General features: G+C 66.2%; 23 protein-coding genes and 1 tRNA gene. 15 read left to right on the forward strand and 9 right to left on the reverse strand.

Going from position 1 to position 21,779, the window contains the following annotated elements; genetic code table 11:
- Positions 1 to 58 precede the first annotated feature (58 nt).
- The 9 genes from G6N44_RS25080 (at position 59) to G6N44_RS25120 (ending at position 10,332) form a co-directional block, all read left to right on the forward strand.
- Positions 59 to 298 (forward strand): hypothetical protein, encoded by a 240-nt coding sequence (locus G6N44_RS25080; RefSeq protein WP_235682869.1) that lies wholly within the window; start codon positions 59 to 61, stop codon positions 296 to 298.
- Between the two features lie 112 nt (positions 299 to 410).
- Positions 411 to 1,115 carry a response regulator transcription factor gene (locus G6N44_RS25085; protein WP_163670325.1) on the forward strand — a complete coding sequence of 235 codons (705 nt, stop codon included), beginning with the start codon at positions 411 to 413 and terminating at the stop codon, positions 1,113 to 1,115.
- Entirely contained in the window at positions 1,093 to 2,691 is a 1,599-nt protein-coding gene (locus tag G6N44_RS25090; protein ID WP_163668719.1) for a sensor histidine kinase, read from the forward strand. Before G6N44_RS25085 ends, G6N44_RS25090 begins: the two co-directional genes overlap by 23 nt.
- A 130-nt stretch (positions 2,692 to 2,821) precedes the next feature.
- Complete coding sequence (locus tag G6N44_RS25095; protein ID WP_163668721.1) at positions 2,822 to 4,108, forward strand: bifunctional glycosyltransferase family 2/GtrA family protein; 1,287 nt, start codon at positions 2,822 to 2,824, stop codon at positions 4,106 to 4,108.
- Positions 4,105 to 6,030: an ArnT family glycosyltransferase gene (locus tag G6N44_RS25100; RefSeq protein ID WP_163668723.1), complete on the forward strand. Its 1,926-nt coding sequence runs from the start codon at positions 4,105 to 4,107 to the stop codon at positions 6,028 to 6,030. The genes G6N44_RS25095 and G6N44_RS25100 overlap by 4 nt, the downstream gene beginning before the upstream one ends.
- Positions 6,031 to 6,090: 60 nt before the next feature.
- Positions 6,091 to 6,582 (forward strand): beta-class carbonic anhydrase, encoded by a 492-nt coding sequence (locus G6N44_RS25105; protein WP_163668725.1) that lies wholly within the window; start codon positions 6,091 to 6,093, stop codon positions 6,580 to 6,582.
- 227 nt (positions 6,583 to 6,809) lie between these two features.
- Positions 6,810 to 7,748, forward strand: coding sequence for a sulfate adenylyltransferase subunit CysD (gene cysD, locus G6N44_RS25110; protein ID WP_163668727.1), 939 nt, complete (start codon positions 6,810 to 6,812; stop codon positions 7,746 to 7,748).
- Positions 7,748 to 9,592 carry a sulfate adenylyltransferase subunit CysN gene (gene cysC, locus G6N44_RS25115; protein WP_163668729.1) on the forward strand — a complete coding sequence of 615 codons (1,845 nt, stop codon included), beginning with the start codon at positions 7,748 to 7,750 and terminating at the stop codon, positions 9,590 to 9,592. Before cysD ends, cysC begins: the two co-directional genes overlap by 1 nt.
- Positions 9,589 to 10,332, forward strand: coding sequence for a 3'(2'),5'-bisphosphate nucleotidase CysQ (locus tag G6N44_RS25120; RefSeq protein WP_163668731.1), 744 nt, complete (start codon positions 9,589 to 9,591; stop codon positions 10,330 to 10,332). The genes cysC and G6N44_RS25120 overlap by 4 nt, the downstream gene beginning before the upstream one ends.
- Here the strand turns inward: G6N44_RS25120 and G6N44_RS25125 are convergent.
- Positions 10,319 to 10,732 carry a hypothetical protein gene (locus G6N44_RS25125; protein ID WP_163668733.1) on the reverse strand — a complete coding sequence of 138 codons (414 nt, stop codon included), beginning with the start codon at positions 10,730 to 10,732 and terminating at the stop codon, positions 10,319 to 10,321. The two genes, G6N44_RS25120 and G6N44_RS25125, sit on opposite strands and share 14 nt — an antisense overlap.
- Positions 10,733 to 10,850: 118 nt before the next feature.
- On the opposite strand from G6N44_RS25125, the gene G6N44_RS25130 reads away from it, so the two are divergent.
- Positions 10,851 to 11,447, forward strand: coding sequence for a cysteine hydrolase family protein (locus G6N44_RS25130; protein ID WP_163668735.1), 597 nt, complete (start codon positions 10,851 to 10,853; stop codon positions 11,445 to 11,447).
- A gap of 184 nt (positions 11,448 to 11,631) precedes the next feature.
- The gene (locus tag G6N44_RS25135) at positions 11,632 to 12,102 is read left to right on the forward strand and encodes an Rrf2 family transcriptional regulator (protein ID WP_163668737.1); all 471 of its coding nucleotides are present in this window, start codon (positions 11,632 to 11,634) and stop codon (positions 12,100 to 12,102) included.
- Between the two features lie 6 nt (positions 12,103 to 12,108).
- On the opposite strand, the gene G6N44_RS25140 is transcribed toward G6N44_RS25135, so the two are convergent.
- On the reverse strand, positions 12,109 to 12,492 hold the full coding sequence (locus G6N44_RS25140) for a VOC family protein (protein ID WP_163668739.1): 384 nt from the start codon (positions 12,490 to 12,492) through the stop codon (positions 12,109 to 12,111).
- 56 nt (positions 12,493 to 12,548) lie between these two features.
- Here G6N44_RS25140 and G6N44_RS25145 point away from each other — a divergent pair, with 56 nt between their 5' ends.
- On the forward strand, positions 12,549 to 13,073 hold the full coding sequence (locus G6N44_RS25145) for a GNAT family N-acetyltransferase (RefSeq protein ID WP_163668741.1): 525 nt from the start codon (positions 12,549 to 12,551) through the stop codon (positions 13,071 to 13,073).
- Positions 13,073 to 14,089, forward strand: a complete 1,017-nt coding sequence (locus tag G6N44_RS25150) for a nitronate monooxygenase (protein WP_163668743.1) — start codon at positions 13,073 to 13,075, stop codon at positions 14,087 to 14,089. The genes G6N44_RS25145 and G6N44_RS25150 overlap by 1 nt, the downstream gene beginning before the upstream one ends.
- Positions 14,090 to 14,172: 83 nt before the next feature.
- Here the strand turns inward: G6N44_RS25150 and G6N44_RS25155 are convergent, their stop codons facing one another.
- From G6N44_RS25155 to G6N44_RS25170, 4 genes are all read right to left on the reverse strand, one after another.
- Positions 14,173 to 15,057, reverse strand: a complete 885-nt coding sequence (locus tag G6N44_RS25155) for a DUF4097 family beta strand repeat-containing protein (protein WP_163668745.1) — start codon at positions 15,055 to 15,057, stop codon at positions 14,173 to 14,175.
- Positions 15,058 to 15,089: 32 nt separating this feature from the next.
- Positions 15,090 to 15,734 carry a response regulator transcription factor gene (locus G6N44_RS25160; protein WP_163668747.1) on the reverse strand — a complete coding sequence of 215 codons (645 nt, stop codon included), beginning with the start codon at positions 15,732 to 15,734 and terminating at the stop codon, positions 15,090 to 15,092.
- A complete protein-coding gene (locus G6N44_RS25165; RefSeq protein ID WP_163668749.1) occupies positions 15,722 to 17,032 on the reverse strand; it encodes a sensor histidine kinase in 1,311 nt (436 codons plus the stop codon). The genes G6N44_RS25160 and G6N44_RS25165 overlap by 13 nt, the downstream gene beginning before the upstream one ends.
- Positions 17,033 to 17,116: 84 nt before the next feature.
- The gene (locus G6N44_RS25170) at positions 17,117 to 17,530 is read right to left on the reverse strand and encodes a VOC family protein (RefSeq protein ID WP_163668751.1); all 414 of its coding nucleotides are present in this window, start codon (positions 17,528 to 17,530) and stop codon (positions 17,117 to 17,119) included.
- Between the two features lie 52 nt (positions 17,531 to 17,582).
- On the opposite strand from G6N44_RS25170, the gene G6N44_RS25175 reads away from it, so the two are divergent.
- Both G6N44_RS25175 and G6N44_RS25180 read left to right on the forward strand, forming a co-directional pair.
- Positions 17,583 to 18,464: an LLM class flavin-dependent oxidoreductase gene (locus G6N44_RS25175; protein WP_163670327.1), complete on the forward strand. Its 882-nt coding sequence runs from the start codon at positions 17,583 to 17,585 to the stop codon at positions 18,462 to 18,464.
- Positions 18,465 to 18,827: 363 nt separating this feature from the next.
- Positions 18,828 to 19,166 carry a hypothetical protein gene (locus G6N44_RS25180; protein WP_163668753.1) on the forward strand — a complete coding sequence of 113 codons (339 nt, stop codon included), beginning with the start codon at positions 18,828 to 18,830 and terminating at the stop codon, positions 19,164 to 19,166.
- A gap of 381 nt (positions 19,167 to 19,547) precedes the next feature.
- Here the strand turns inward: G6N44_RS25180 and G6N44_RS25185 are convergent, their stop codons facing one another.
- The 3 genes from G6N44_RS25185 to G6N44_RS25195 form a co-directional block, all read right to left on the reverse strand.
- On the reverse strand, positions 19,548 to 20,189 hold the full coding sequence (locus G6N44_RS25185) for a GntR family transcriptional regulator (protein WP_235682870.1): 642 nt from the start codon (positions 20,187 to 20,189) through the stop codon (positions 19,548 to 19,550).
- 39 nt (positions 20,190 to 20,228) lie between these two features.
- Positions 20,229 to 21,386, reverse strand: coding sequence for an acyl-CoA dehydrogenase family protein (locus G6N44_RS25190; protein ID WP_197907472.1), 1,158 nt, complete (start codon positions 21,384 to 21,386; stop codon positions 20,229 to 20,231).
- Positions 21,387 to 21,623: 237 nt separating this feature from the next.
- Positions 21,624 to 21,696, reverse strand: a tRNA-Arg gene (locus tag G6N44_RS25195).
- Between the last annotated feature and the right edge of the window lie 83 nt (positions 21,697 to 21,779).

The following is a 21,779-nucleotide window of genomic DNA, read 5'->3' on the forward strand; positions in this document are numbered from 1 at the left end:
AACCGGACACCAGCTGTCCGGTTTTACCCGGCTGGGTCCGACCGGTAGGCAGGTCGGTGTGACAGGAGACGAACGCAACAGGTGGACCAAGTACGCGATGGCCGGGGTGGGAGCGCTCGCACTGGCAACGATGGGCGCGTTCGGCGCGATGGTGGCCGAGGCGCCGAACAACGGAGCAGTGCCGGCGGCCAATGTTGGTGAAACCGTCACGAAGACAACAGCTCCCAGTGAGCTCGAAACATCTTTCGCCAAGCCGACGGTGAAGGTGGACCTGCCCGACGGGTACGGCAACGGCTGATCTTCACAGCTGGCACATAGAAAGCGCTCAGGTCGGGCCTAACGAGCGGGCGAATAATGAGCGGGTGAGTCCGACGACCAACGGCACCGATTCCGAGTCCGGGCGCGCAGTCATGCGGCGTGCCGACGGCAACCCGATCCAGGTCCTGGTAGTCGACGATGAGCCGGTACTGGCCGAACTGGTGTCGATGGCGCTGCGCTACGAGGGTTGGGACATCGCGACGGCCGGGGACGGTGCGAGTGCGATCGCCGCGGCTCGGGAGAATCCGCCCGATGTGGTCGTCCTCGACGTGATGCTTCCCGACATGAGTGGTCTGGACGTGCTGCGCAAGCTGCGCGAGCAGATCCCGGGCCTGCCCTTGCTGCTACTGACCGCCAAGGATTCGGTGGAGGACCGCATCGCGGGCCTCACCGCAGGCGGTGACGACTACGTCACCAAACCGTTCAGCCTGGAGGAAGTGGTGCTGCGGTTGCGGGCGCTGCTCCGCCGCACGGGTGTGACCAGTGCAGACGGCGGAGCCAAGATCGTCGTCGGTGACCTCGTGCTCGACGAGGACAGTCACGAGGTGACGCGCGCGGGTGACCTGATCACACTGACGGCGACCGAGTTCGAACTTCTCCGGTTCATGATGCGCAACGCCAAACGGGTATTGAGCAAGGCCCAGATCCTGGATCGGGTGTGGAGTTACGACTTCGGCGGCCGGTCCAACATCGTCGAACTGTACGTCTCGTATCTGCGCAAGAAGATCGACAGCGGACGGGAACCGATGATCCACACGCTGCGCGGTGCGGGTTATGTCCTCCGGCCCGTGCGCTGAGGTGACGCCCGGGTCCGGGAGCGCCACCCGGTGGTGGTTGCCGCGGACCTGGTCGCTACGGGCCCGGCTGGTCATCACCCAGGTAGCCCTGCTCGCGGTGGTGTGCGCAAGCATCGGCGTAGCGACAGAGTTTGCGCTGCAACGGTTTCTGATGAACCAGCTCGACGATCAACTGATAGAGGCCGGCTGGCGCTCAGCCGCCATCTTCGAATTACCCTCTCCGCCACCGGGAACCCCGCCGCCGCCGGGGATGCGCCGTCATCACCGCGTGCCGTTCGACCCCGAGGACGGTCCCGGCCCCGGATTCCTCAACGCCCCCGGACAGGCCGCGCGCATGGTCGGGGCCGTCGTGTCGCCGAACCGTCCCGCGGACGCCGGGGTGATCACGTCGGAAGGAGAGCGGGTCGAGGTGAGTGCAGCCGCGGCTGCACAGCTTTCGCAGATTCCGGCAACCCGGGTACCTGAAACCGTCGACCTCGACGGCTTGGGCCGCTACCGCTTGATCGGTCTGCACCCGCGTCACGGCGGACCGCAGACCATCGTGACCGGGCTGCCCACAGCCGTCGTCGACGACACGCTGCTATGGGTGCTCGGAATGTTCTGTGTGGTGGCGCTCATCGCATTGATCGCCGCGACCGTCGCCGGAATCCTGATCATCCGGCACCAACTCGCGCCGCTGTCACGGGTTTCGGCCGCAGCGCGCAAGGTGGCCGATCTCGAGCTCGACCGCGGCGAGGTGCAATTGCCCACGCCCATCGTCCCCGTCGATCCCGCCGGCGCCCACACCGAAGTCGGTCAGCTCGGCACCTCGCTGAACCGGATGCTCGACCGCATCGCCAGCGCGCTGTCGGCACGCCAGGCGAGTGAGACCCGGGTCCGCCAGTTCGTCGCCGATGCCAGCCATGAACTGAGGACACCGCTGGCAGCCATCAGGGGCTATGCCGAACTCGCCCAGCGCAAACGGGATGACCTGCCCGCCGATGTGGCCCACGCCATGAACCGCGTGGAGTCGGAGACGACGCGGATGACGCAACTTGTCGAGGACATGCTGTTGCTGGCCCGCCTCGACGCCGGCCGGCCATTGGAGCGCGAGAGCGTGGACCTGTCCCGGCTCGTGGTCGACTCGGTCAGCGACGCTCACATCGCCGGCCCCGGCCACCGGTGGTCACTCGACCTGCCCGAGGACCCGGTGGTGGTCGAGGGCGACGGGGCCCGCCTGCATCAGGTTCTGGCCAATCTGCTGGCCAATGCCCGTACCCATGCCCCGGCGGGAACCTCGGTCACGGTGTCGTTGCAGTCCGAGACCGACGCGGTGGTGATCACCGTCGCCGACGACGGCCCCGGCATACCGTCGGGACTGCTGCCCGACGTGTTCGAACGGTTCGCCCGCGGAGATTCGTCGCGCTCACGACGCGAGGGCAGTACCGGGCTGGGCCTGTCGATCGTCGCCGCGGTGGTCAAGGCCCACGGCGGCTCCATCGAGGTGAACAGCGCACCCGGTTCCACCGAGTTCGTGGTTCGGCTCCCCGAAACGAGCTCACAGGGCACGCACAGGACGGACCAATCGGGCACCTAGCGGTCCCGGCAAAACCCGGTCACCGTCGACGGCACCGCCATCTACGACCTGACTCGACGTGCGACGAACACATAGCAGGCGCATAGCTTCACCCAACCGAGATCACAAGCCGCCGGAGAACGATGAAATCATGACAACCTTGGTCCAAGACCCCGGGCAGCGATTTCAATTCGCGTCACGGCCCAATGCCGCACTGACCGCCCGGGAGGCCGGGGTTCCAGTGCTCGACGTCGTGGTGCCGGTCTATAACGAGCAGGCCGCGCTCGCTGATTCGGTACGACGGTTGCACCGCTATCTCGCCGAGAACTTCGCGGTGCCCGTCCGCATCACCATCGCCGACAACGCCAGCACCGACGACACTCCGCTCATCGCCGCCGAATTGGCCGACGAACTCGACGGTGTGCGGATGGTGCGGTTGGAGGAGAAGGGACGTGGACGTGCGCTGCGCGCCGTGTGGTTGGCCTCGGACGCGCCGGTACTGGCCTACATGGACGTCGACCTGTCCACCGATCTGGCTGCCCTCGCGCCATTGGTGGCACCGCTGATCTCCGGTCATTCCGACCTGGCCATCGGCACCCGGCTGGGCCGCGGCTCGCGCGTGGTCCGCGGTGCGAAGCGCGAGTTCATCTCGCGCTGCTACAACCTGATCCTGAAATCAACTCTGTCAGCACGGTTCTCGGATGCCCAGTGCGGATTCAAGGCGATCCGCGCCGACGTCGCCCACCGGCTGCTGCCTCATGTCGCCGATACCGGATGGTTCTTCGACACCGAACTGCTGGTGCTCGCCGAGCGCAGTGGCCTGCGCATCCACGAGGTGCCGGTCGACTGGGTGGACGATCCGGACAGCCGGGTCGACATCATCGCCACCGCCACCGCCGACGTCAAGGGCATCGGCCGGTTGCTACGGGGATTCGCCAACGGCTCGATCCCGGTGAACACCATCGCCGCGCAACTCGGATCATCACGGAAATCGGCTGCCCCGCAATCCCTGTTGCGGCAGGCGGTACGCTTCGGGGCCGTCGGTGTGGTCTCCACGCTGGCCTATCTGCTGCTGTTCACGGCGCTGCGCGCTGGTGTCGGTGCCCAGGCCGCCAACCTGGTGGCCCTGTTGGTGACCGCGATCGGAAACACTGCCGCCAATCGGCGGTTCACCTTCGGTATCGCCGGGGTGGGCAACATCACCCGCCATCACCTCGAAGGGCTGACGGTGTTCGCGATCGCACTGGCCATCACCAGCGGATCGTTGGGACTCCTGCACGTCGTGGCCCCCGTGCCGCACCGCGGCGTCGAACTTGCGGTATTGGTGGCAGCCAACCTGCTGGCCACCGTGGTGCGCTTCGTGCTGTTGCGCGGATGGGTGTTCCATCCCTCGCGGACGTGGCGTGCCGCCGGGGCGAATCGAGAGACGGGACTATGACGACCATCGTTGACACGGCTCCCGCTTCGCAGGAGGCCGGCCAAGCTGCGAAGCCGGCGACCCCACGCTGGATCCGTCCCTGCTATTGGGCCATGCTGGCCGGCACCGCGGTGCTGTACTTGTGGGCGCTGGGTTCTTCGGGCTGGGCCAACAGCTATTACGCCGCAGCGGCGCAGGCCGGTACCCAGTCCTGGAAAGCCTGGCTGTTCGGATCCTTGGACGCCGGTAACGCCATCACGGTGGACAAGCCGCCGGCCGCGATGTGGGCGATGGGGTTGTCGGGCAGGCTGTTCGGCTTCAACGAGTTCACCATGCTGCTGCCGCAGGCGCTGATGGGCGTCGGCGCGGTGGCACTGCTGTATGCCACCGTGCGGCGGACCAGTGGCCCCGGATCCGGGCTGATCGCCGGAGTGGCACTGGCCTTGACGCCGGTCGCGGCCTCGATGTTCCGCTTCAACAATCCCGATGCACTCCTGGTGCTGCTCCTCGTGCTGGCGGCGTACTTCATGGTGCGTGCGGTCGGACCGGTGTCGGCGAAGGCGAGTGCCGGGTGGGTGGCACTGGCGGGATGTGCGCTGGGCTTCGCCTTCCTGACCAAGATGCTGCAGGCGTTCCTCGTCATTCCGGCCCTGGCCCTGATGTTCCTGGTCGCCGCGCCCGCCGTTGGCATGTGGAAGCGGTTGGGCACCTTGCTGATCGGGGCCGCGACGATGGTCGTCTCGTCGGGTTGGTACATCGCGCTGGTGGCATTGTGGCCGGCAGATTCCCGGCCGTACATCGCCGGCTCGACCGACAACAGCCTGCTGCAACTGGCATTCGGCTACAACGGCCTGCAACGCATCATGGGGCAGGATGGTCCCGGCCCGGGCGGTCCTGGACCGGGCGGAGCCGGTCACGGACCCGGCGGGGGCGCCAACTTGATGTTCGGCGGCGATCCCGGCATCGGCCGGATGTTCGGAATGTCCATGGGAACCGAGGTTTCGTGGTTGTTGCCGGCCGCGCTGATCGGCCTGGCGGCCGCACTGTGGCTGACGCGGCGCACCGCGCGGACTGCCGAGTTGCGGGCCGGCCTGCTGATGTGGGGTGGCTGGCTGCTGGTCACCGCGGTGGTGTTCAGCTTCATGGACGGGATCATCCACCCCTACTACACCGTGGCGCTGGCGCCCGCCGTGGCCGCCGTCGTGGGTATTTCGGTAGCCGAATTGTGGCGGGTGCGGGCACGGTTGGCTTCGCGGCTGGTGCTGGCGGTCATGCTGGCCGGTACCGGGGTGTGGGCGTTGGTCCTGCTCGACCGGACCCCGGACTGGTTACCGGCGCTGCGCTGGATCGTGCTGATCGGGTCGGTGTCGACTGCAGTGGTCCTGATCCTGGTCGCGCACCGTCCGGGCAAGCTGACCGCGGCAGTGGCCTTGGCCGCCATGATCTTCGGGTTGGGTGCGACCGCGGCCTACACCATCGAGACGGTGGCCGCCGGGCACAGCGGTGGACCGATCGCGATGTCAGGCCCCAAGCGGGATGTCGGATTCGGCGGTCCGGGTGGCCCGCCCCCCGGCTTCGGGCGGGCCGATGACCCGGCGCTGGTCGAGCTCATCGCCGGAGCCGACGGTCGTTGGGCCGCAGCGAGTGTGGGGTCGATGATGGTCAGCGATCTCGAGCTCAAGACGGGCGCGTCTCTGATGGCAATCGGCGGGTTCACCGGTAGCGACGATTCGCCCACGCTGGCCCAATTCCAGCAGTACGTCGCCGATGGTCAGGTCGGCTACTTCCTGGACCGGACAGAAGGCGGTCGCGGTGGGCCTCCAGGACCGCCGCGTCACGAGCACGGCAGTGCCGCACAGATCACCGACTGGGTGAAGGCGAACTTCACCGAGACCGTGGTCGGCAACACCCCGGTGTACGACCTGTCGTCGCCGCGCACCTGACATCGGCTCAGGCTGATTCTGTCGCTGGCCTGCCGGCCATCGCGGGTTTAGCGTCGGAGCATGTCTGTCACCGATCAGTACCTGGCCAACAACGAGGCCTATGCCCAGACCTTCACCGGGCCGTTGCCGCTACCGCCGAGCAAGCACGTCGCGGTGGTGGCATGCATGGACGCCCGGCTGGATGTCTATCGCATCCTCGGCCTGGGCGACGGTGAGGCACACGTCATCCGCAACGCCGGCGGCGTCATCACCGATGACGAGATCCGGTCGCTGGCCATCAGTCAGCGGCTGCTGGGGACGAAGGAGATCATCCTGATCCACCACACCGATTGCGGCATGTTGACCTTCACCGATGACGGGTTCAAGCAGCAGATCCAGGACGAGACCGGCATCAAGCCGAACTGGGCCGCCGAGTCCTTCGTCGATCTGGAAGCAGATGTGCGCCAGTCGTTACGCCGCATCGAATCCAGCCCGTTCGTCACCAAGCACGAGTCGTTGCGCGGGTTCATCTTCGACGTCGCGACCGGCAAGCTCAACGAGGTGACGCGGTAGCGGGGCCTGACGCCTGCGGCTGCAGCGCCAACGGTGACCGGGGGAGGAACTGCACCATGACTTCCGGGCCGGTCTGGGTACTCATGGCCGTCAGTGTGTGCTGCCGGCGGTCAGCGTCTCAATTACCTGCGGGGTAACCACCGTCATTGACACCCCGGGCGCTCGGCGGATACATTCCTGGTCATGCTTGCAATTCTGGCCATTCCTACCAACTTAATGGGGAAGTAATGACCACCGCGCAGAAAACCGATCAGCAATCCGGACGGGCCGGCCATTACGAGCTGAGCCACCTCCGGTCGCTGGAGGCCGAGGCCATCCACATCATCCGCGAGGTTGCCGCGGAGTTCGAGAAGCCCGTGCTGCTGTTCTCCGGGGGTAAAGACTCGATCGTCATGCTGCACCTGGCCGTCAAGGCGTTCGCGCCGGGCCGGCTGCCGTTCCCGGTGATGCACGTCGACACCGGCCACAACTTCGACGAGGTCTACCAGACCCGCGACGAACTCGTCGAGCACTACGGTGCGCGCCTGGTCGTCGCCAAGGTGCAGGACGACATCGATGCCGGTCGCGTGGTGGAGACGATCCCGTCGCGCAACCCGATCCAGACCGTCACGTTGCTGCGCGGTATCCGGGAGAACAAGTTCGACGCAGCGTTCGGCGGCGCCCGTCGCGACGAGGAGAAGGCCCGCGCGAAGGAGCGGGTGTTCTCCTTCCGCGACGAGTTCGGCCAATGGGACCCCAAGGCCCAGCGTCCCGAGTTGTGGAACCTCTACAACGGGCGGCACAACAAGGGCGAGCACATCCGTGCCTTCCCGATCTCCAATTGGACCGAGTTCGACATCTGGTCCTACATCGGCGCCGAGAAGATCACGCTGCCGTCCATCTACTACGCGCACCAGCGCAAGGTCTTCGAGCGCGACGGCATGCTGCTCGCAGTGCACAAGTTCCTGCAGCCCCGCAAGGACGAGCCGGTGATCGAGAAGACCGTACGGTTCCGCACCGTCGGCGATGTCACCTGCACCGGATGTGTGGAGTCCACGGCCGCCACGGTTTCCGAGGTCATCGCCGAAACCGCGGTGTCCCGGCTCACCGAGCGCGGCGCCACCCGCGCCGATGACCGGATCTCCGAGGCCGGAATGGAAGACCGCAAGCGGGAGGGCTACTTCTGATGAGCACGTTGTTGAGAATCGCCACCGCGGGATCCGTCGACGACGGCAAGTCCACCCTGATCGGTCGGTTGCTGTTCGACTCCAAGGCGGTCATGGAGGACCAGCTGGCCGCGGTCGAGCGCACCTCCAAGGAACGCGGCCACGACTACACCGATCTGGCACTGGTCACCGACGGCCTGCGCGCCGAGCGGGAACAGGGCATCACGATCGATGTCGCCTACCGCTACTTCGCCACAGCCAAGCGAAAATTCATCATCGCCGACACCCCGGGACACATCCAGTACACCCGCAACATGGTGACCGGAGCCTCCACCGCACAGCTGGTCATCGTGCTGGTCGACGCGCGCCACGGACTGCTCGAGCAGTCGCGACGCCATGCGTTCCTGGCGTCGCTGCTGGGCATCCAGCACATCGTGCTGGCCGTGAACAAGATGGACCTGATCGACTGGGACCAGGAGCGTTTCGAGGCGATCCGCGACGAGTTCCATGCCTTTGCCGCCCGGTTGGACGTGCACGACGTGACGACCATCCCGCTGTCGGCGCTCAACGGTGACAACGTGGTGACCAAATCCGATGTGACGCCCTGGTATGAGGGTCCGTCGCTGATGAGCCACCTCGAAGACGTCTACATCGCCGGTGACCGCAACCTCGTCGACGTGCGTTTCCCGGTGCAGTACGTCATCCGGCCGCAGACCCACGAGCATGCCGACCACCGCAGCTACGCCGGCACGGTGGCCAGCGGGGTGCTGCGCCCCGGGGACGACGTGATCGTGCTGCCGGCCGGAAAGCCCACGCGTATCACCCAGATCGACGGGCCGAGCGGCGTCGTCGAGGAGGCGTTCCCGCCGATGGCGGTGTCGATCAGCCTGTCCGACGACATCGACATCTCGCGCGGTGACATGATCGCCCGGCCCAACAACCAGCCCCGGGTCACCCAGGATTTCGACGCCACGGTGTGCTGGATGGCCGACGGATCGTCACTGGAGCCCGGCCGCGAGTACCTGATCAAGCACACCACCCGCACCACCAGAGCCAAGGTGACTGGGCTGGACTACCGGCTGGATGTCAATACCCTGCACCGGGACAAGTCCGCGACCGCGCTCAAACTCAATGAGCTGGGCCGTGTTTCGCTGCGCACCCAGGCGCCGCTGCTGCTCGACGAGTACAGCCGCAATGCCGCAACCGGATCGTTCATCCTGATCGACCCCACCACCAACGGCACCGTCGGCGCCGGAATGGTGTTGCGCGACAGCCGCAATGAATCGTCGAGCCCCAACACGGTGCGCCATGAGTCGCTGGTCAGCCCGGAGGATCGACTGTCGAAGGGCCGGACCATCTGGTTCACCGGGTTGTCCGGCTCGGGCAAGTCCTCGGTGGCGGTGCTGGTCGAGCAGAAGCTGCTCGAAATGGGTATTCCGGCCTACATTCTCGACGGCGACAACCTGCGTCACGGTCTCAATGCCGACCTCGGCTTCTCGATGGCCGACCGGGCCGAGAATCAGCGCAGGCTCGCCCACATCGCCGCGATCCTGGCCGATTCCGGACAGATCGTGCTGGTGCCGGCGATCAGCCCGTTGGAGGAGCATCGCGCGCTGGCAAGGAAGGTGACCACCGACGCCGGGCTCGACTTCTTCGAGGTCTTCTGCGATACCCCGCTGGAAGACTGCGAACGTCGTGACCCCAAGGGGCTGTACGCCAAGGCTCGCGCCGGTGAGATCACTCACTTCACCGGTATCGACAGTCCGTATCAGCGGCCGAAGAACCCGGACCTGCGGCTCACCCCGGAGCATGGCTCCGATGAACTGGCCGACATGGTGATCGGACTGCTGGAGTTGCCGTCGTGAACGATCACGAGCTGGCTGCCCGGCTGGCCACCAGAGCCGGGGATCTACTGCTCGACATCCGCGCCGAATTCGCCGACGCCTCCGCTGCCGAGCGGAAAGCCGCCGGGGACAAGCAGTCCCACGACTTTCTCATGGCCGAGCTGGCTGCACTGTGCCCCGGTGACTCGGTGCTGTCCGAGGAGGCCACGGCGGATCAGCGGGCCGATCCGGCCCGGCTGAGCGCCGAACGGGTGTGGATCGTCGATCCGCTCGACGGCACCCGGGAGTTCTCCGAACTCGGCCGCGATGACTGGGCCGTCCACGTGGCGCTGTGGAGTGCGGGCGAACTCGTGGCCGGAGCGGTCGCGTTGCCCGCACAGAACACCACGTTGTCCACCCCCGAGACGGCCGCGCCGCGTCCCTTCGACGGCCCGCCGCGGGTCGTGGTGTCGCGAACCCGTCCGCCCGCGGTGGCGTTGCAGGTCAGAGACGCACTCGGCGGAACCCTGGTCGAAATGGGTTCGGCCGGAGCCAAAGTCGCCGCCATGATCCGCGGGATCGCCGATGTGTACGTGCATGCCGGCGGTCAGTACGAGTGGGATTCGGCTGCGCCCGTCGCGGTGGCCCGCGCGGCCGGCCTGCACACCTCGCGTATCGACGGTTCGCGGTTGGTCTACAACTCGGCCGATCCGTCACTGCCCGACCTGATCGTGTGCCGGCCCGAGTTGGCTGAGAAGGTCCTGGCCGTCACCGCGGGGTAGTCGCCATACCGGCGGGGAGCTGGTCGGTACCGACATTCGGACAGGCAAGCTTCAGTTCGTGGAGTGCGTCGGTTCCGTCCTGGAAGCCGCCGACGAAATTATTGTCGGGCCATCCGTTCGGCGGCGTTCTGGGATTGCCCTGGCTGATCCGTTGCAGCGCATCGGCGAACCTCAGCGCTTTTCGCTTCAGGTCCCGATCTTCGATCGAAGCAGCTTCGTCCCGGACTGCGGTGGCCGCCTCGCCGGCATCCCGCGCCAGGTTCGGGTCGACTTCGCCGACTCCCATCCCCTGGAGGACACCCGGCACGACCTTCACCCATTGGTGCGCAATCTGGTCGGCGCGGCGGCAGTCGTCGCTGAGCTCATCACTCGACTCGTCGGCATAGCCGACCACCACCATGATCAGCATGATCGGCGCTGCGACTGCCAACATGACCAGCCTGATTTTGCCGCTCGACCAATCCGGTAGTGCCACCAATGCAGCCTAAACGCGGTGGCGGGCCGCTACGCTCACCGAGATGAGCCGCCCCACGCTGCGCGAACTGGCGAGCCTTCCCGCCGCCCCGCCCCGTCTCGCCGATTCCACTCTGGTCCTGATCGACTGTCAGAACACCTACACCCGGGGAACCATGGAGCTCGACGGGGTGCAGGCCGCACTCGAGCAGACCGCACAACTGCTCGACCGGGCCCGCAGTGCGGGCATCCCGATCATCCACATCCAGCACTCCGACGGTCCGGGTTCGCTCTACGACATCGAGGGTGAGAGCGGCGCGATCGTCGCATCGGTGGCTCCGCGCGAGGGAGAACCGGTGGTGGTCAAGCAGTTTCCCAACTCGTTCGTGCAGACCGACCTCGACGACCGGTTGAAGGGCCTGGGCGCGTCGAACCTGGTGCTCGCCGGATTCATGACGCACATGTGCGTCAACTCCACCGCGCGCGGCGCCTTCAACCTCGGGTACGCCCCAACCGTGGTGGCCGCCGCGACCGCCACCCGCACGCTGGCCGGCCCCGACAGTGCGCCGGTTCCCGCCGCGGTCATGCAGTCGGCGAGCCTGGCCGCGATGTCGGATCTGTTCGCCATCGTCGTCCCGGATGTGACCGGTATTCCGGACTAGCCGGTAGCCAAACTTCCTCTCCGTCGCCCGTCTCCGTCGCCGAGATCGACGCCATGGCTGTTGCTGCGCACTGTGAGCAGCCCTAGCGTCGAACTCGGCGAAAATATCCGAGATCAGGCCGAACTCGGCGACACCGCTCGACGCATCGATGCGGCCGAGGAGTGAGCTGGCACAATCTGAGAGCATGCGGATGTCGGCGAAGGCGGAGTATGCCGTCCGCGCCATGGTCCAGCTCGCGACGGTCGAAGACGGCGTGTTGGTCAAGACTGACGACCTGGCCAAGGCGCAAGGCATTCCGGCGCAGTTCCTCGTCGACATCCTCACCGCCCTGCGTACCGATCGCCTGGTCCGCAGTCATCGGGGCCGTGACGGCGGCTACGAACTGGCGCGGTCGGCCGGTGCGATCAGCATCGCCGACGTGCTGCGCTGTATCGACGGACCGCTGGCCAGTGTGCGCGACATCGGCCTGGGGGATCTGCCCTACGCCGGCCCGACGGCCGCGCTGACCGATGTGTGGCGTGCGCTGCGGGCCAGCATGCGCTCGGTCCTGGAGGAGACCAGCTTGGCCGACGTGGCGGCCGGCGCGCTGCCCGACCACGTCGACAGGCTGGCTGACGCCTACCGCAATCAGGAACACGAGCGGGGCCACCGCTGAAGCGGATCAGCCCCCGTACGGGCGGGTGATGATCTCCAGGTAGTGCCCGGACGGGTCCTGGAAGTACACCCCGCGGCCGCCGTCGTGGTGGTTGATCTCGCCGGGGTGCTGACCGTGTGGATCGGCCCAGTGCTGCATACCGCGGTCGCGGATCTTGCCGTAGATCGCGTCGAACTCGTCCTCGGACACCAGGAATGCGTAGTGCTGCGGTCGAATCGCTTCGTCCGGTCCCGCCTGCGCGTAATCGAGGCTGACCCCGTGATTGAGAGTCACGGCCAGAAACGGACCGAATTCCTGGGGGCCGGGCAGGCCGAACAACTCGGTGAAGAACTCGGCGGAGACCCGCCGATCTTTGGCGGCGACGATGGTGTGGTTGAAAGTGATGGCCATATCAGTCCAGTAAACCGTTGGACCGGCACCCCCGGCAACGGTGCAGGATGGGGACCATGCCCAACACCCAGATCCTGGCCGGGCCACAGGTGCGACTGCGGCCACCGGTCGTCGAGGACGCCGAGGCGCTGTACACCCGGATCGCCTCGGACCCCGAGGTCACGAAGTACCTGTCCTGGCGCCCGCATTCCGGGGTGACCGAAACGCGCCGCGTCATCACCACGCTGTTCAATGTCGGTGACGAGCAGACCTGGTTGATCGAAGTCGACGGTGAGGTGGCCGGTCTGTGTGCCCGGCGACGACCTCAGCCGTACTCGGTGGAGCTGGGCTACTGCCTGGCGCGGCAGTGGTGGGGACGCGGCCTGATGTCTGAAGCGGTTTCGTTGATGCTGGCCGACGTGCAACCGGATCCCACGGTGTACCGGGTTACGGCCCACTGCCACGTCGACAATGCCGGCTCGGCCGGGGTGTTACGACGCTGCGGACTGAGGCTGGAGGGAAGGCTCGCGCGCTACGGGATGTTTCCCAATATCAGCGACGAACCTCAGGACGTCCTGTTGTTCGGAAAGGCGGTGCGGTGATGAGCACATTCGATATTCGCGGGCTGCGGCGTCCGGTGGTCGTGGCACCGATGGCGGGTGGGCCCTCGACACCGGAACTGGCCGCGGCCGGCAGCAACGCCGGTGGGCTCGGGTTCCTCGCGGCCGGGTATCTGACCGCCGAGGGGCTCGCCGAAAAGATCACCGCGGCGCGCGGTTTGACCGCCGAACCCCTCGGGGTGAATCTCTTTGCGCCCCAGCCCAGTGTGGGCACGCCCGAACAGATCCGGGCCTATGCCGAGGAACTGGCCGGTGAGGCGCAGCGCTACGGGGTGGCGCTGGGTGAGCCGAGGTACGACGACGACGCGTGGGCCGCCAAGCTGGACGCGGTATTCGACCTACGGCCCGAGGTGGTCTCGTTCACGTTCGGTCTACCGAGCGAGCCCGAGATCGCCCGGTTGCGCAGCGCCGGGATCAGCACCGCGGCAACCGTGACGACGCTGGACGAAGCCTGGCTGGCGGTGAGCCGCGGGGTCGACGCCCTGACCGTCCAGGGACCTGCAGCGGGTGGACACCGTGGCACGTTCGATCCGGGTGCTTCGCCCGGATCGCAATCACTGGACCATCTGCTGGCAGACGTGCTGGCGTCCGTGGACCTCCCGGTCGTGGCCGCGGGCGGGTTGGTCAGCGCCGACGACATTGCCGGCGTGCTGGTCGCCGGTGCGGTGGCGGCCCAACTGGGCACGGCGTTCCTGTTGGCCGATGAATCCGGCAGCAGCCCCGTGCACCGAGCCGCCCTGAAGAGTCACGATTTCACCGAAACCGTTGTGACACGGTCATTTTCCGGTCGTTATGCTCGCGGTCTGCGCAACCGGTTCATTACCGAGCACGATGGGCAGGCTCCGCTGGGCTACCCCGAGATCCATTACCTGACCAGCCCATTGCGCAAGGCTTCGGTAGCCGCGGGCGATCCGCAGGCCACCAACGTCTGGGCCGGTACGGGGTGGCGCCAGGCCCGCACCGGTTCGGTGGCCGAGATCATGACGGGGTTGGCGTAGACGGTTGAACGTGGGTGATTGACATTGCACCCAGGGTCGTGAAAGCCGAGAAATCACGAGCCCGTGCGCAATCTCAACGTCCGCTAACGCTGTCCGAGTCCGACATCCTCGACAACCACGTCACCGTCATCGGAGCGCACAGTGACCTCGGCGACAGCTGTGTCGGGGATAGTCGTCTCGGGCACTCGCACCTGGGTCGAGGACCCGGACTGGGCATGCACCAGATACGGTCCGCGCCCGGGCAATCCGATCGTCACATCGCCGCGGCGGCTCACTGCGTCGACCCGCCGCGGCGCGGCGTCGCGGAAATCGACGGCGATGTCACCGTCAGAGGTGGAGGCGTTGAATTGTTCGGTGACCGCGATGGGGGAGCGCGAGAAGATCTCACCGTTGACGGTGTGGGCTTCGACGCGGCGGGCTGCACCCCGCAGGATGATCGGCCCGTCGGTGGTGCGCGCGATCAACTGGTCCAGGTCCGCCTGCGCGATCACCGTGCCGATCTCCTGCTCGGTGCGCACCGTCAGCCGCCGGGCCTGCTCGGGTGGTATGGCGACGGTGATCTCCCCGCCGCGGGCCCACTCCAGAATGGGGGAGGGATTGCCGGCGATGACGATCCTGGTCTCGTCGCCGTCGGTGGTGATCTGCAGTCGGTGAGCGCCGCTGCGGCTGGTGTTCACCAGACGCAGATCTGCTGTGGCATGCCGGGTTTCGCGGTCCGCGGAGATCCGTATCGCGATGGGGATGCGTGCGGTGTCGATTACCAGCGATCGCATCGTGCCCGGCAGGGCCTCGTGATCGGTGACGACCCGGACGGTGCTCACGGCCCAGGCCGCAACACCCAGCGATGCCACCGAACCAGCCACGAGCAGCGTGGCCGCGGCGATCAGGACGAGACGGAAGGCGGTGCGCCCGCCGGGGTTCAGCTGCGGCGGCGGGTCGACCGGCGGTGGAGGAGCGATGGTAGTCACGATGAAAGTCCTTCCCGGTGTAGGTGTTCGGTCTAGGTCTCGAGATAGCGCAGCACCGCCAACACGCGGCGGTTCTCGCTCTCGTCGGGAGCGAGGTCGAACTTCGTGAAGATCGAGGCGATGTGTTTCTCGGCGGAGCCGACCGAGATGTGCAGTGCGGCGGCGATCGCCGAGTTTGTCCTGCCTTCTGCCATCAACAGCAGGACGTCGCGTTCGCGTGGGGTCAGCTGATCCAGGGCGCTGTGTCGGGCCGAACGGATCAGGATCTGCGACACCACCTCGGGATCGAGCACGGTGCCGCCGCCACCCACCACCTCGACGGCGTCGAGGAATGCCGGCACGTCGGCCACCCGGTCTTTCAGCAGGTACCCGAATCCTCTTGTGTCCGAGGCGATCAGATCCGCGGCATAACGCTCCTCGACGTAGTGTGAGAGCACCAGCACGGGGGATTCGGGGTTCTGGCTGCGCAGCAGCGCCGCGGCCCGGATGCCTTCGTCGGTAAACGTCGGCGGCATTCGGACATCGAGGATCGCCAGGTCCGGGTGATGCTCGTTGACCAGGCGTAGCAGGTTGGTGGCGTCGGGCACCCCGGCGACGACCTCGTGCCCGGCGTCGGCCAGGATCCGCTCGATACCGGCCCGCAGCAGCGCCGAGTCCTCGGCGATCACGATGCGCATGGCAGCACCGCCGTGACGATCGTCGGGCCGGTGACGGGACTGGACACCGCGAAGGATCCGCCTGCGGCGCGTACCCGTTCGCCGAGTCCGCGGAGGCCGGTGGCATTCTCGCCGGTGTCGATGACGGCACCGCCCTTCCCGTCGTCGAAAACCGAGACGTGCAGCACGTTGGCGGCGTCGTCCAGACGCACGGTGACCACCGCCTGCGAGGCGTTGGCGTGCTTGGCGATGTTGGTCAACGCCTCGGCGACCACGAAGTAGGCCACCGATTCCACTTCCTCGGGCAGTCGGCGCGGCAGTTCGACATGCAATGTAGTTGGTACACCAGATGTTTCGGTGCGCTGCACCACCGAGGACAAAGCGGCGTCCAGACCTCGATCGGACAGGATCGTCGGCGCGATGCCGCGCACCACGTTGCGCAGTTCCACCAGTGCGCTCTTGGCGTCGTCGTGGGCCTCGGCGATCAGTGCCTTGGCAGCGGGCGGATCCGAATCCAGCTTGGTCTGCGCCAGTCCGATCGTCATCGCCAGGGACACCAGTCGGGGCTGCACGCTGTCGTGCAGATCCCGCTCGATGCGGTGTCGTTCGGTCTGCGCCGAGGACACCGCGCCCTGCCGGGCATCGGTCAGCGCGCTCACCTGATATTCCAGGGCCGCGGTGGGTGACGGCGACAGCAGCCATCGGTCGATAGCGGCGTCCACGGCGGGGGCGAGGATCAGGGTGGCCACCGCGGCGATGACGGCGATGATTGCCAGCAGCCACGCGATCGGCGGTGACAGGAATACCAGGCCGGCGTTCTTGTCGCTGTGCCGGATGGCGACGGCCGCCGCCGGGCCCAGGAAAGCGAACGTCAGCAAGGCGAACGCGAGGCCGGTGGCCAGCATGTCGTAGATCATCCGCAGGTAGTGATGGCCGAAGCCTTTCCAGAACCGGGTGCTGCTGATGTCCAGCCACAGTTGGTGTGCCCAACCCTGGAACCCCGTGTGAGGCGTCAGCCGCCGTGGCGGGACACCGATGTTGAGGCCGAAGACCGCCTCACTGCGCGCCCGCTCGACCCATTCGACACCGCGCATCAGGTAGATGAACACCACCCCCGCGAGCAGGAATCCGATCACCGAAGGAATCGATGAGAACCCGATGACCATGATGGACAGCGGGATCCAGAACCAGACGAGAGCGACGGCGGCACCGGTGATCATCGACGCGGTCGGCACGACGCCGATGGCGGGAGATTTCGCCACGGACCCGGGATCCGGCTCGGCGGGGGCGGGCAGGGCGGTTTCGCTCATTGCGACCATGCCTTCAACCTACGAAGTTGTGCGGCCCGGCGACACAGCGTTTTCCTCCGAATACAGGTGGGGGATATCCCCCGGATCGGAGACCTACTTCGGCGCGGTGAGCTCCAGTGCGATGTTGTCCGGGTCGCGGAATTCCAGGATGTAGGACGGGCCGATGTCTTTGACGGGCTCGTGCCCGAGACCCAAATCGTCGAGATGCAGTGCGGCGTCGTTCAACTCGGCGAGGCTCCTGAGCCGGAAAGCCAAGTGGTCCAGCCCGGTTCGGTCTTCGTCGAAGGCGTCCCGGCCGACCGGGCGCAGGCCGATCAACGTTGCCCCGGCGTCGTAGATGACCCCGCCGAACAGGAAACTCAGCCGGGCACGGGTGGCGACGTCGGCGTCCTGCGGAAGCTCGATCAGAATCGGCCAGCCGAAGACGCTCTCGTAGAACTGCCGGGACCGTTCGATGTCGGTGACCGTGAGCCGCACATGTGCGACCGACGACGTGGTGATGGCCATAGGGGTTCATGCTGCCACCTCGACGTGACAGAATCCGTGCGTGCGTGTGGGGATGACGATGCCGGTCATGGAACCTCAATTGGATGCGACGACGCTGCGGTCCTGGGCGCAGGTCATCGATGGAGGTCCGTTCTCGTCGCTGTGCTGGGGCGAGCGGATCGCCTTCGACAACCCCGACAGTCTGACCCTGCTGGGCGCGCTGGCGGCGTGGACCGACCGGGTGCGGCTGGTGACCACGGTGGTGGTGCCGCAACTGCACGATCCGGTGATGCTGGCCAAGGGCCTGGCCACCGGTGACCTGCTCAGTGGCGGGAGGTTGACCGTGGGTATCGGTGTGGGAGGCCGCCACGAGGACTATCACGCAGTCGGCGCCGATCCGGCGACCCAGACCCGCCGGGGAATGGCCGAGCGTGTCGCGGTGATGAAGCGGGTGTGGGCCGGGGATAAGGTCACCGAATCGGTGCTTCCGGTCGGACCGCCGCCGGTTCAGTCCGGTGGGCCGCCGCTGCAGATCGGCAGCATCGGGCCCAAGACCATCCGGGATGCCGCGGTGTGGGCCGATGGCGTCGCCGGCACGACACTGGATCTGGATCTGGCTCGCCAGGCAGAGTTGTTCGACGTCGCCCGGACCGCGTGGGCCGAGGCAGGCAAGCCCAAGCCGCACCTGGCCACCTCGTTCTGGTTCGCGCTCGGTAAGCCCGAGGAGGCCCGCGATCAGGTACACCGGCACCTGCGTCGGTACATGAACTGGATCCCGGCCGAGTACGTCGACGCGATGGCTCCCATGACCGGCTGGGCCGGCACCGAGGAAGAACTGATCGAGGTGCTCGGTACGTTCGAGAACATCGGCACCGACGAGGTGCACCTGATCCCGACCAGTTCCGATCTCGACCAGTTGCGCCGGGTGGCTGAGGTGGCCAAAGCCTTCGTCTGAAGTGCTCCGACCGGACCATTCCAGCAAAACGTGAGCAACATCATGCACTAGGTGTCGAAGTAGCTCGCGTCTCGTTTGGTCGAGCCAGGTGGCCGGTGCCGGGACATTCGGTGGTGTGCCCGTTTATCAGCCGAAACAACCTGCGGTTACCCAGTTGTTCACCGATCGGTTATCGGCTGTTCGGGCAGGGTTCGCGGCGCCTGGGGCCTTGTCGGGCACATCCGGGGGAACGTGACGCGGGTCCGGCTACAGCAAACGATGTCAAGGGTGCGTCAAGGATCGGCATGCACCGGATATCAGTACTAGCGTACTAATCGACGCCGCCGTCGTCAGATGGAGGCGGATACGACAGTTGGGGAACTCATGATCCAGAAGAGCTTGATCGCCACGACCCTGGCCGCGGGGATCGTCGGTGCCGCCGTAGCGCTGTCTGCGCCGGCATCGGCTGATTCCAAGGGCAACAGCACCGTCGGGTGCTCGCCGTGTGACCGCGTGACCTCGTCGCTCACCGATGCCGCCACCGACGCCGCCGAGAAGGCGCTCACCGGCGGGGTCGACCTGCCCGAGATCCCCGTGGTGGACAAATGGGTGAAGTTCCCCGGCAAGACGGCCGAGAAGTGGGCGACCTTCCCCGGGAAGACAGCCGAGAAGTGGGGCGGTTTCCCCGGCAAGGTCCTGAAGAAGTGGACCGGCCTGGGCTGATCCCCGGACCGCGCGCACCGGCCCCGAACAGATCAGTGGTGACCCGCTGTAAACGGGTCACCACTGATACGTGGGCGGTGTTGGAGGCTTACTCCCCCTGATCACCACCACCGGTCCACAGGTAATTCAGCTTGACTGTATACCCTGCGTGCTATTTGCTGAAGGCCTTTCGACGAGACCGGTTCGCGGCCGAAAGGCGCCTTTCCCCGATGCGGCTCCGCAACGATTGCAGATCGATCACCTGGATCTTTGCGTTGGCAGATTCTTCTGTCGATGTGACCTCGGGTATCCGGCCGACAAGCGACGTCAACCCCGCATCAGCGTTGCTGACCTCGGGGCTGGGTCGCCACTGGCATCCGGGCCCAATGGGCGGGTGGAGGACTACCGCGTTTCGCCGTCCTGTGCCAGATGATCGGCGAGCAGCGCACCGGCGTTACGGATGTGTCGGGCCATGGCGGCGCGGGCCTTCTCGGGGTTGTTGGCGCGCAAGTGCTCGATGATGGCCCGGTGATCCTGGGCCGAGGCCTCGGGCCAACCCTCCACGGCGGCAAAGAATTTGCGTGGTGCATACGTCAGCGTGGTCTTGATCAGCCACCGGATCTTGCGTGATCCGCTCAGCCGGTAGATCATTTCGTGGAACTGATGGTTGAGCCGTTCTTCCTCGTCGAAATCGTTTGCAGCAGCGGCACGTTCGAGCGCATTCTGGATTTGCTCGAGTTCGTCCACGATGGCCGGCGTGATCGCCGCGGCGGCGCGAGCCGTGAGCTCACCGCCCAACAGGGCTTGGGCGTCGTAGATGTCGCGGATGTCGTCGCTGGACAGTGCCGTCACCATGAAGCCGCGGCGTGGTTCGACGGAGAGAAAGCCTTCGGTCTGAAGCTGCAGCAGGCCCTCGCGGGCCGGCGTGGCGCTGATTCCGAGTTCCTCGGCGACCGCTTCGGGACGGATGAACTGCCCAGAGTGCAGCTGTCCCGAGACGATGAGCTCACGCACATGCGACGAGGCGACGTCAGACAACCTCATGAGGTGCTTCTTGGGATTTCCGTTCATGTCAGGCGGACCTCAGATGTCGAGTCCGCCGCGCTTGACCAGTTGCTTGGCGATGACGCCCCGCTGGATTTCGTTGGTGCCCTCGCCGACGATCATCAGCGGCGCGTCGCGGAAATAGCGTTCGACGTCGTATTCGGTGGAATAGCCGTAGCCGCCGTGGATTCGTACCGCATTCAGGGCGATCTCCATCGCCGTCTCCGAGGCGAAAAGCTTGGCCATACCGGCCTCCATGTCGCAGCGGCCGCCGGCGTCGATCCGCTCGGCCGCATCGAGCAGGAGGCTGCGGGCGGCGTAGAGCTTGGTGCCCATGTCGGCCAGCATGTTGCCGACCGACTGGTGCTGCCAGATCGGTATTCCGAAGCTCTCGCGGTCCTGCGCGTACTGCAGCGCGTCGTCAAACGCGGCGCGAGCCACACCCGTTGCCCTGGCGGCCACCTGGATGCGGCCGACCTCGAGTCCCTTCATCATCTGGGCGAATCCGCGTCCTTCGACACCGCCGAGCAGCGCATCCGAATCCACCTGGCAGTCAACGAAATTGATCTCACAGCTTTCGACGCCTTTGTATCCGAGTTTGGGCAGATCCTTGGAGACCTCGAAGCCGGGAACCTTCTCCACCAACAGAATCGACACCCCCTTGTGGGCGGGGGAGGCGGTGGGATCGGTCTTGCACAGCAACGCGACAAGGCCGGCCTTGCGGGCATTGCTGATCCAGGTCTTCGATCCGTTGATCACATAGCCGGACGCGTCTTTCGTCGCGACCGTGCGCATGGCCTGCAGATCGGAGCCGCCGCCGGGTTCGGTGAGGGCCATTGTGGCGCGCAGTTCACCGGTGGACATCCGGGGCAGGTACTTCTGCTTCTGCTCCTCAGTACCGAACTGCAGCAACAACTTCGATACCACGGTGTGACCGCCCATCGCGCCGGCCAGGCTCATCCACCCGCGAGCGAGTTCCTCGGTGACCTGCGCGTAGCACGGCATCGACACCGCGGCGAAGCCATACGGTTCCGGGATCGCCAGCCCGAAGATGCCCATCTCCTTCATCGCCTCGATGAGCGCCTCGGGATAGGTGTTGGCGTGCTCGAGTTCGCGGACCACGGGCCGGACCTGCTTGTCGACGAAGTCGCGGACGGTTTCGACGATGGCCTGCTCTTCGGTGGACAACGTGATCACGGGGTTCCTCCTGGAAGCTCTATGGAAAATATTCTATAGAGCTTGACATTCGAACGACCCGATGGCGGCGGTGTGCGCACCGACCCGATGCAGATTCTCGACGACATTGCCCCACATGCGGGGCAGGTTCGACCGCCACTCAGGACTGGTGGCGCGACATTCGACCGGAACGGTCGAAAGGGAATCAACAGCTGTGATCAGAGCTGTTCGTGCAGGTAAACCTGTGTTTTGAAAGGGTGCCCCCGGCAGGATTCGAACCTGCGGCCTTCTGCTCCGGAGGCAGACGCTCTATCCCCTGAGCTACGGGGGCGCGGGCTGGAGATCAGCTGCGCCGATTGGGCTTGGATAGCGTAGCGCATGGCAGAGGCAATATGGATTCGGGGCGCGGGGACC

Origin of the sequence: Mycolicibacterium alvei, from assembly GCF_010727325.1 — a bacterium.
Taxonomy (GTDB): Bacteria; Actinomycetota; Actinomycetes; order Mycobacteriales; family Mycobacteriaceae; genus Mycobacterium; species Mycobacterium alvei.

Coding starts and splice junctions, on each gene's coding strand:
- G6N44_RS25085 (WP_163670325.1), top strand. CDS start 411: ATGCGGCGTGCCGACGGCAACCCGATCCAGGTCCTGGTAGTCGACGAT.
- G6N44_RS25090 (WP_163668719.1), top strand. CDS start 1,093: ATGTCCTCCGGCCCGTGCGCTGAGGTGACGCCCGGGTCCGGGAGCGCC.
- G6N44_RS25095 (WP_163668721.1), top strand. CDS start 2,822: ATGACAACCTTGGTCCAAGACCCCGGGCAGCGATTTCAATTCGCGTCA.
- G6N44_RS25100 (WP_163668723.1), top strand. CDS start 4,105: ATGACGACCATCGTTGACACGGCTCCCGCTTCGCAGGAGGCCGGCCAA.
- G6N44_RS25105 (WP_163668725.1), top strand. CDS start 6,091: ATGTCTGTCACCGATCAGTACCTGGCCAACAACGAGGCCTATGCCCAG.
- cysD (WP_163668727.1), top strand. CDS start 6,810: ATGACCACCGCGCAGAAAACCGATCAGCAATCCGGACGGGCCGGCCAT.
- cysC (WP_163668729.1), top strand. CDS start 7,748: ATGAGCACGTTGTTGAGAATCGCCACCGCGGGATCCGTCGACGACGGC.
- G6N44_RS25125 (WP_163668733.1), bottom strand. CDS start 10,732: ATGGTGGTGGTCGGCTATGCCGACGAGTCGAGTGATGAGCTCAGCGAC.
- G6N44_RS25130 (WP_163668735.1), top strand. CDS start 10,851: ATGAGCCGCCCCACGCTGCGCGAACTGGCGAGCCTTCCCGCCGCCCCG.
- G6N44_RS25135 (WP_163668737.1), top strand. CDS start 11,632: ATGCGGATGTCGGCGAAGGCGGAGTATGCCGTCCGCGCCATGGTCCAG.
- G6N44_RS25140 (WP_163668739.1), bottom strand. CDS start 12,492: ATGGCCATCACTTTCAACCACACCATCGTCGCCGCCAAAGATCGGCGG.
- G6N44_RS25145 (WP_163668741.1), top strand. CDS start 12,549: ATGCCCAACACCCAGATCCTGGCCGGGCCACAGGTGCGACTGCGGCCA.
- G6N44_RS25150 (WP_163668743.1), top strand. CDS start 13,073: ATGAGCACATTCGATATTCGCGGGCTGCGGCGTCCGGTGGTCGTGGCA.
- G6N44_RS25160 (WP_163668747.1), bottom strand. CDS start 15,734: ATGCGCATCGTGATCGCCGAGGACTCGGCGCTGCTGCGGGCCGGTATC.
- G6N44_RS25165 (WP_163668749.1), bottom strand. CDS start 17,032: ATGGTCGCAATGAGCGAAACCGCCCTGCCCGCCCCCGCCGAGCCGGAT.
- G6N44_RS25170 (WP_163668751.1), bottom strand. CDS start 17,530: ATGGCCATCACCACGTCGTCGGTCGCACATGTGCGGCTCACGGTCACC.
- G6N44_RS25175 (WP_163670327.1), top strand. CDS start 17,583: ATGACGATGCCGGTCATGGAACCTCAATTGGATGCGACGACGCTGCGG.
- G6N44_RS25180 (WP_163668753.1), top strand. CDS start 18,828: ATGATCCAGAAGAGCTTGATCGCCACGACCCTGGCCGCGGGGATCGTC.
- G6N44_RS25185 (WP_235682870.1), bottom strand. CDS start 20,189: ATGAGGTTGTCTGACGTCGCCTCGTCGCATGTGCGTGAGCTCATCGTC.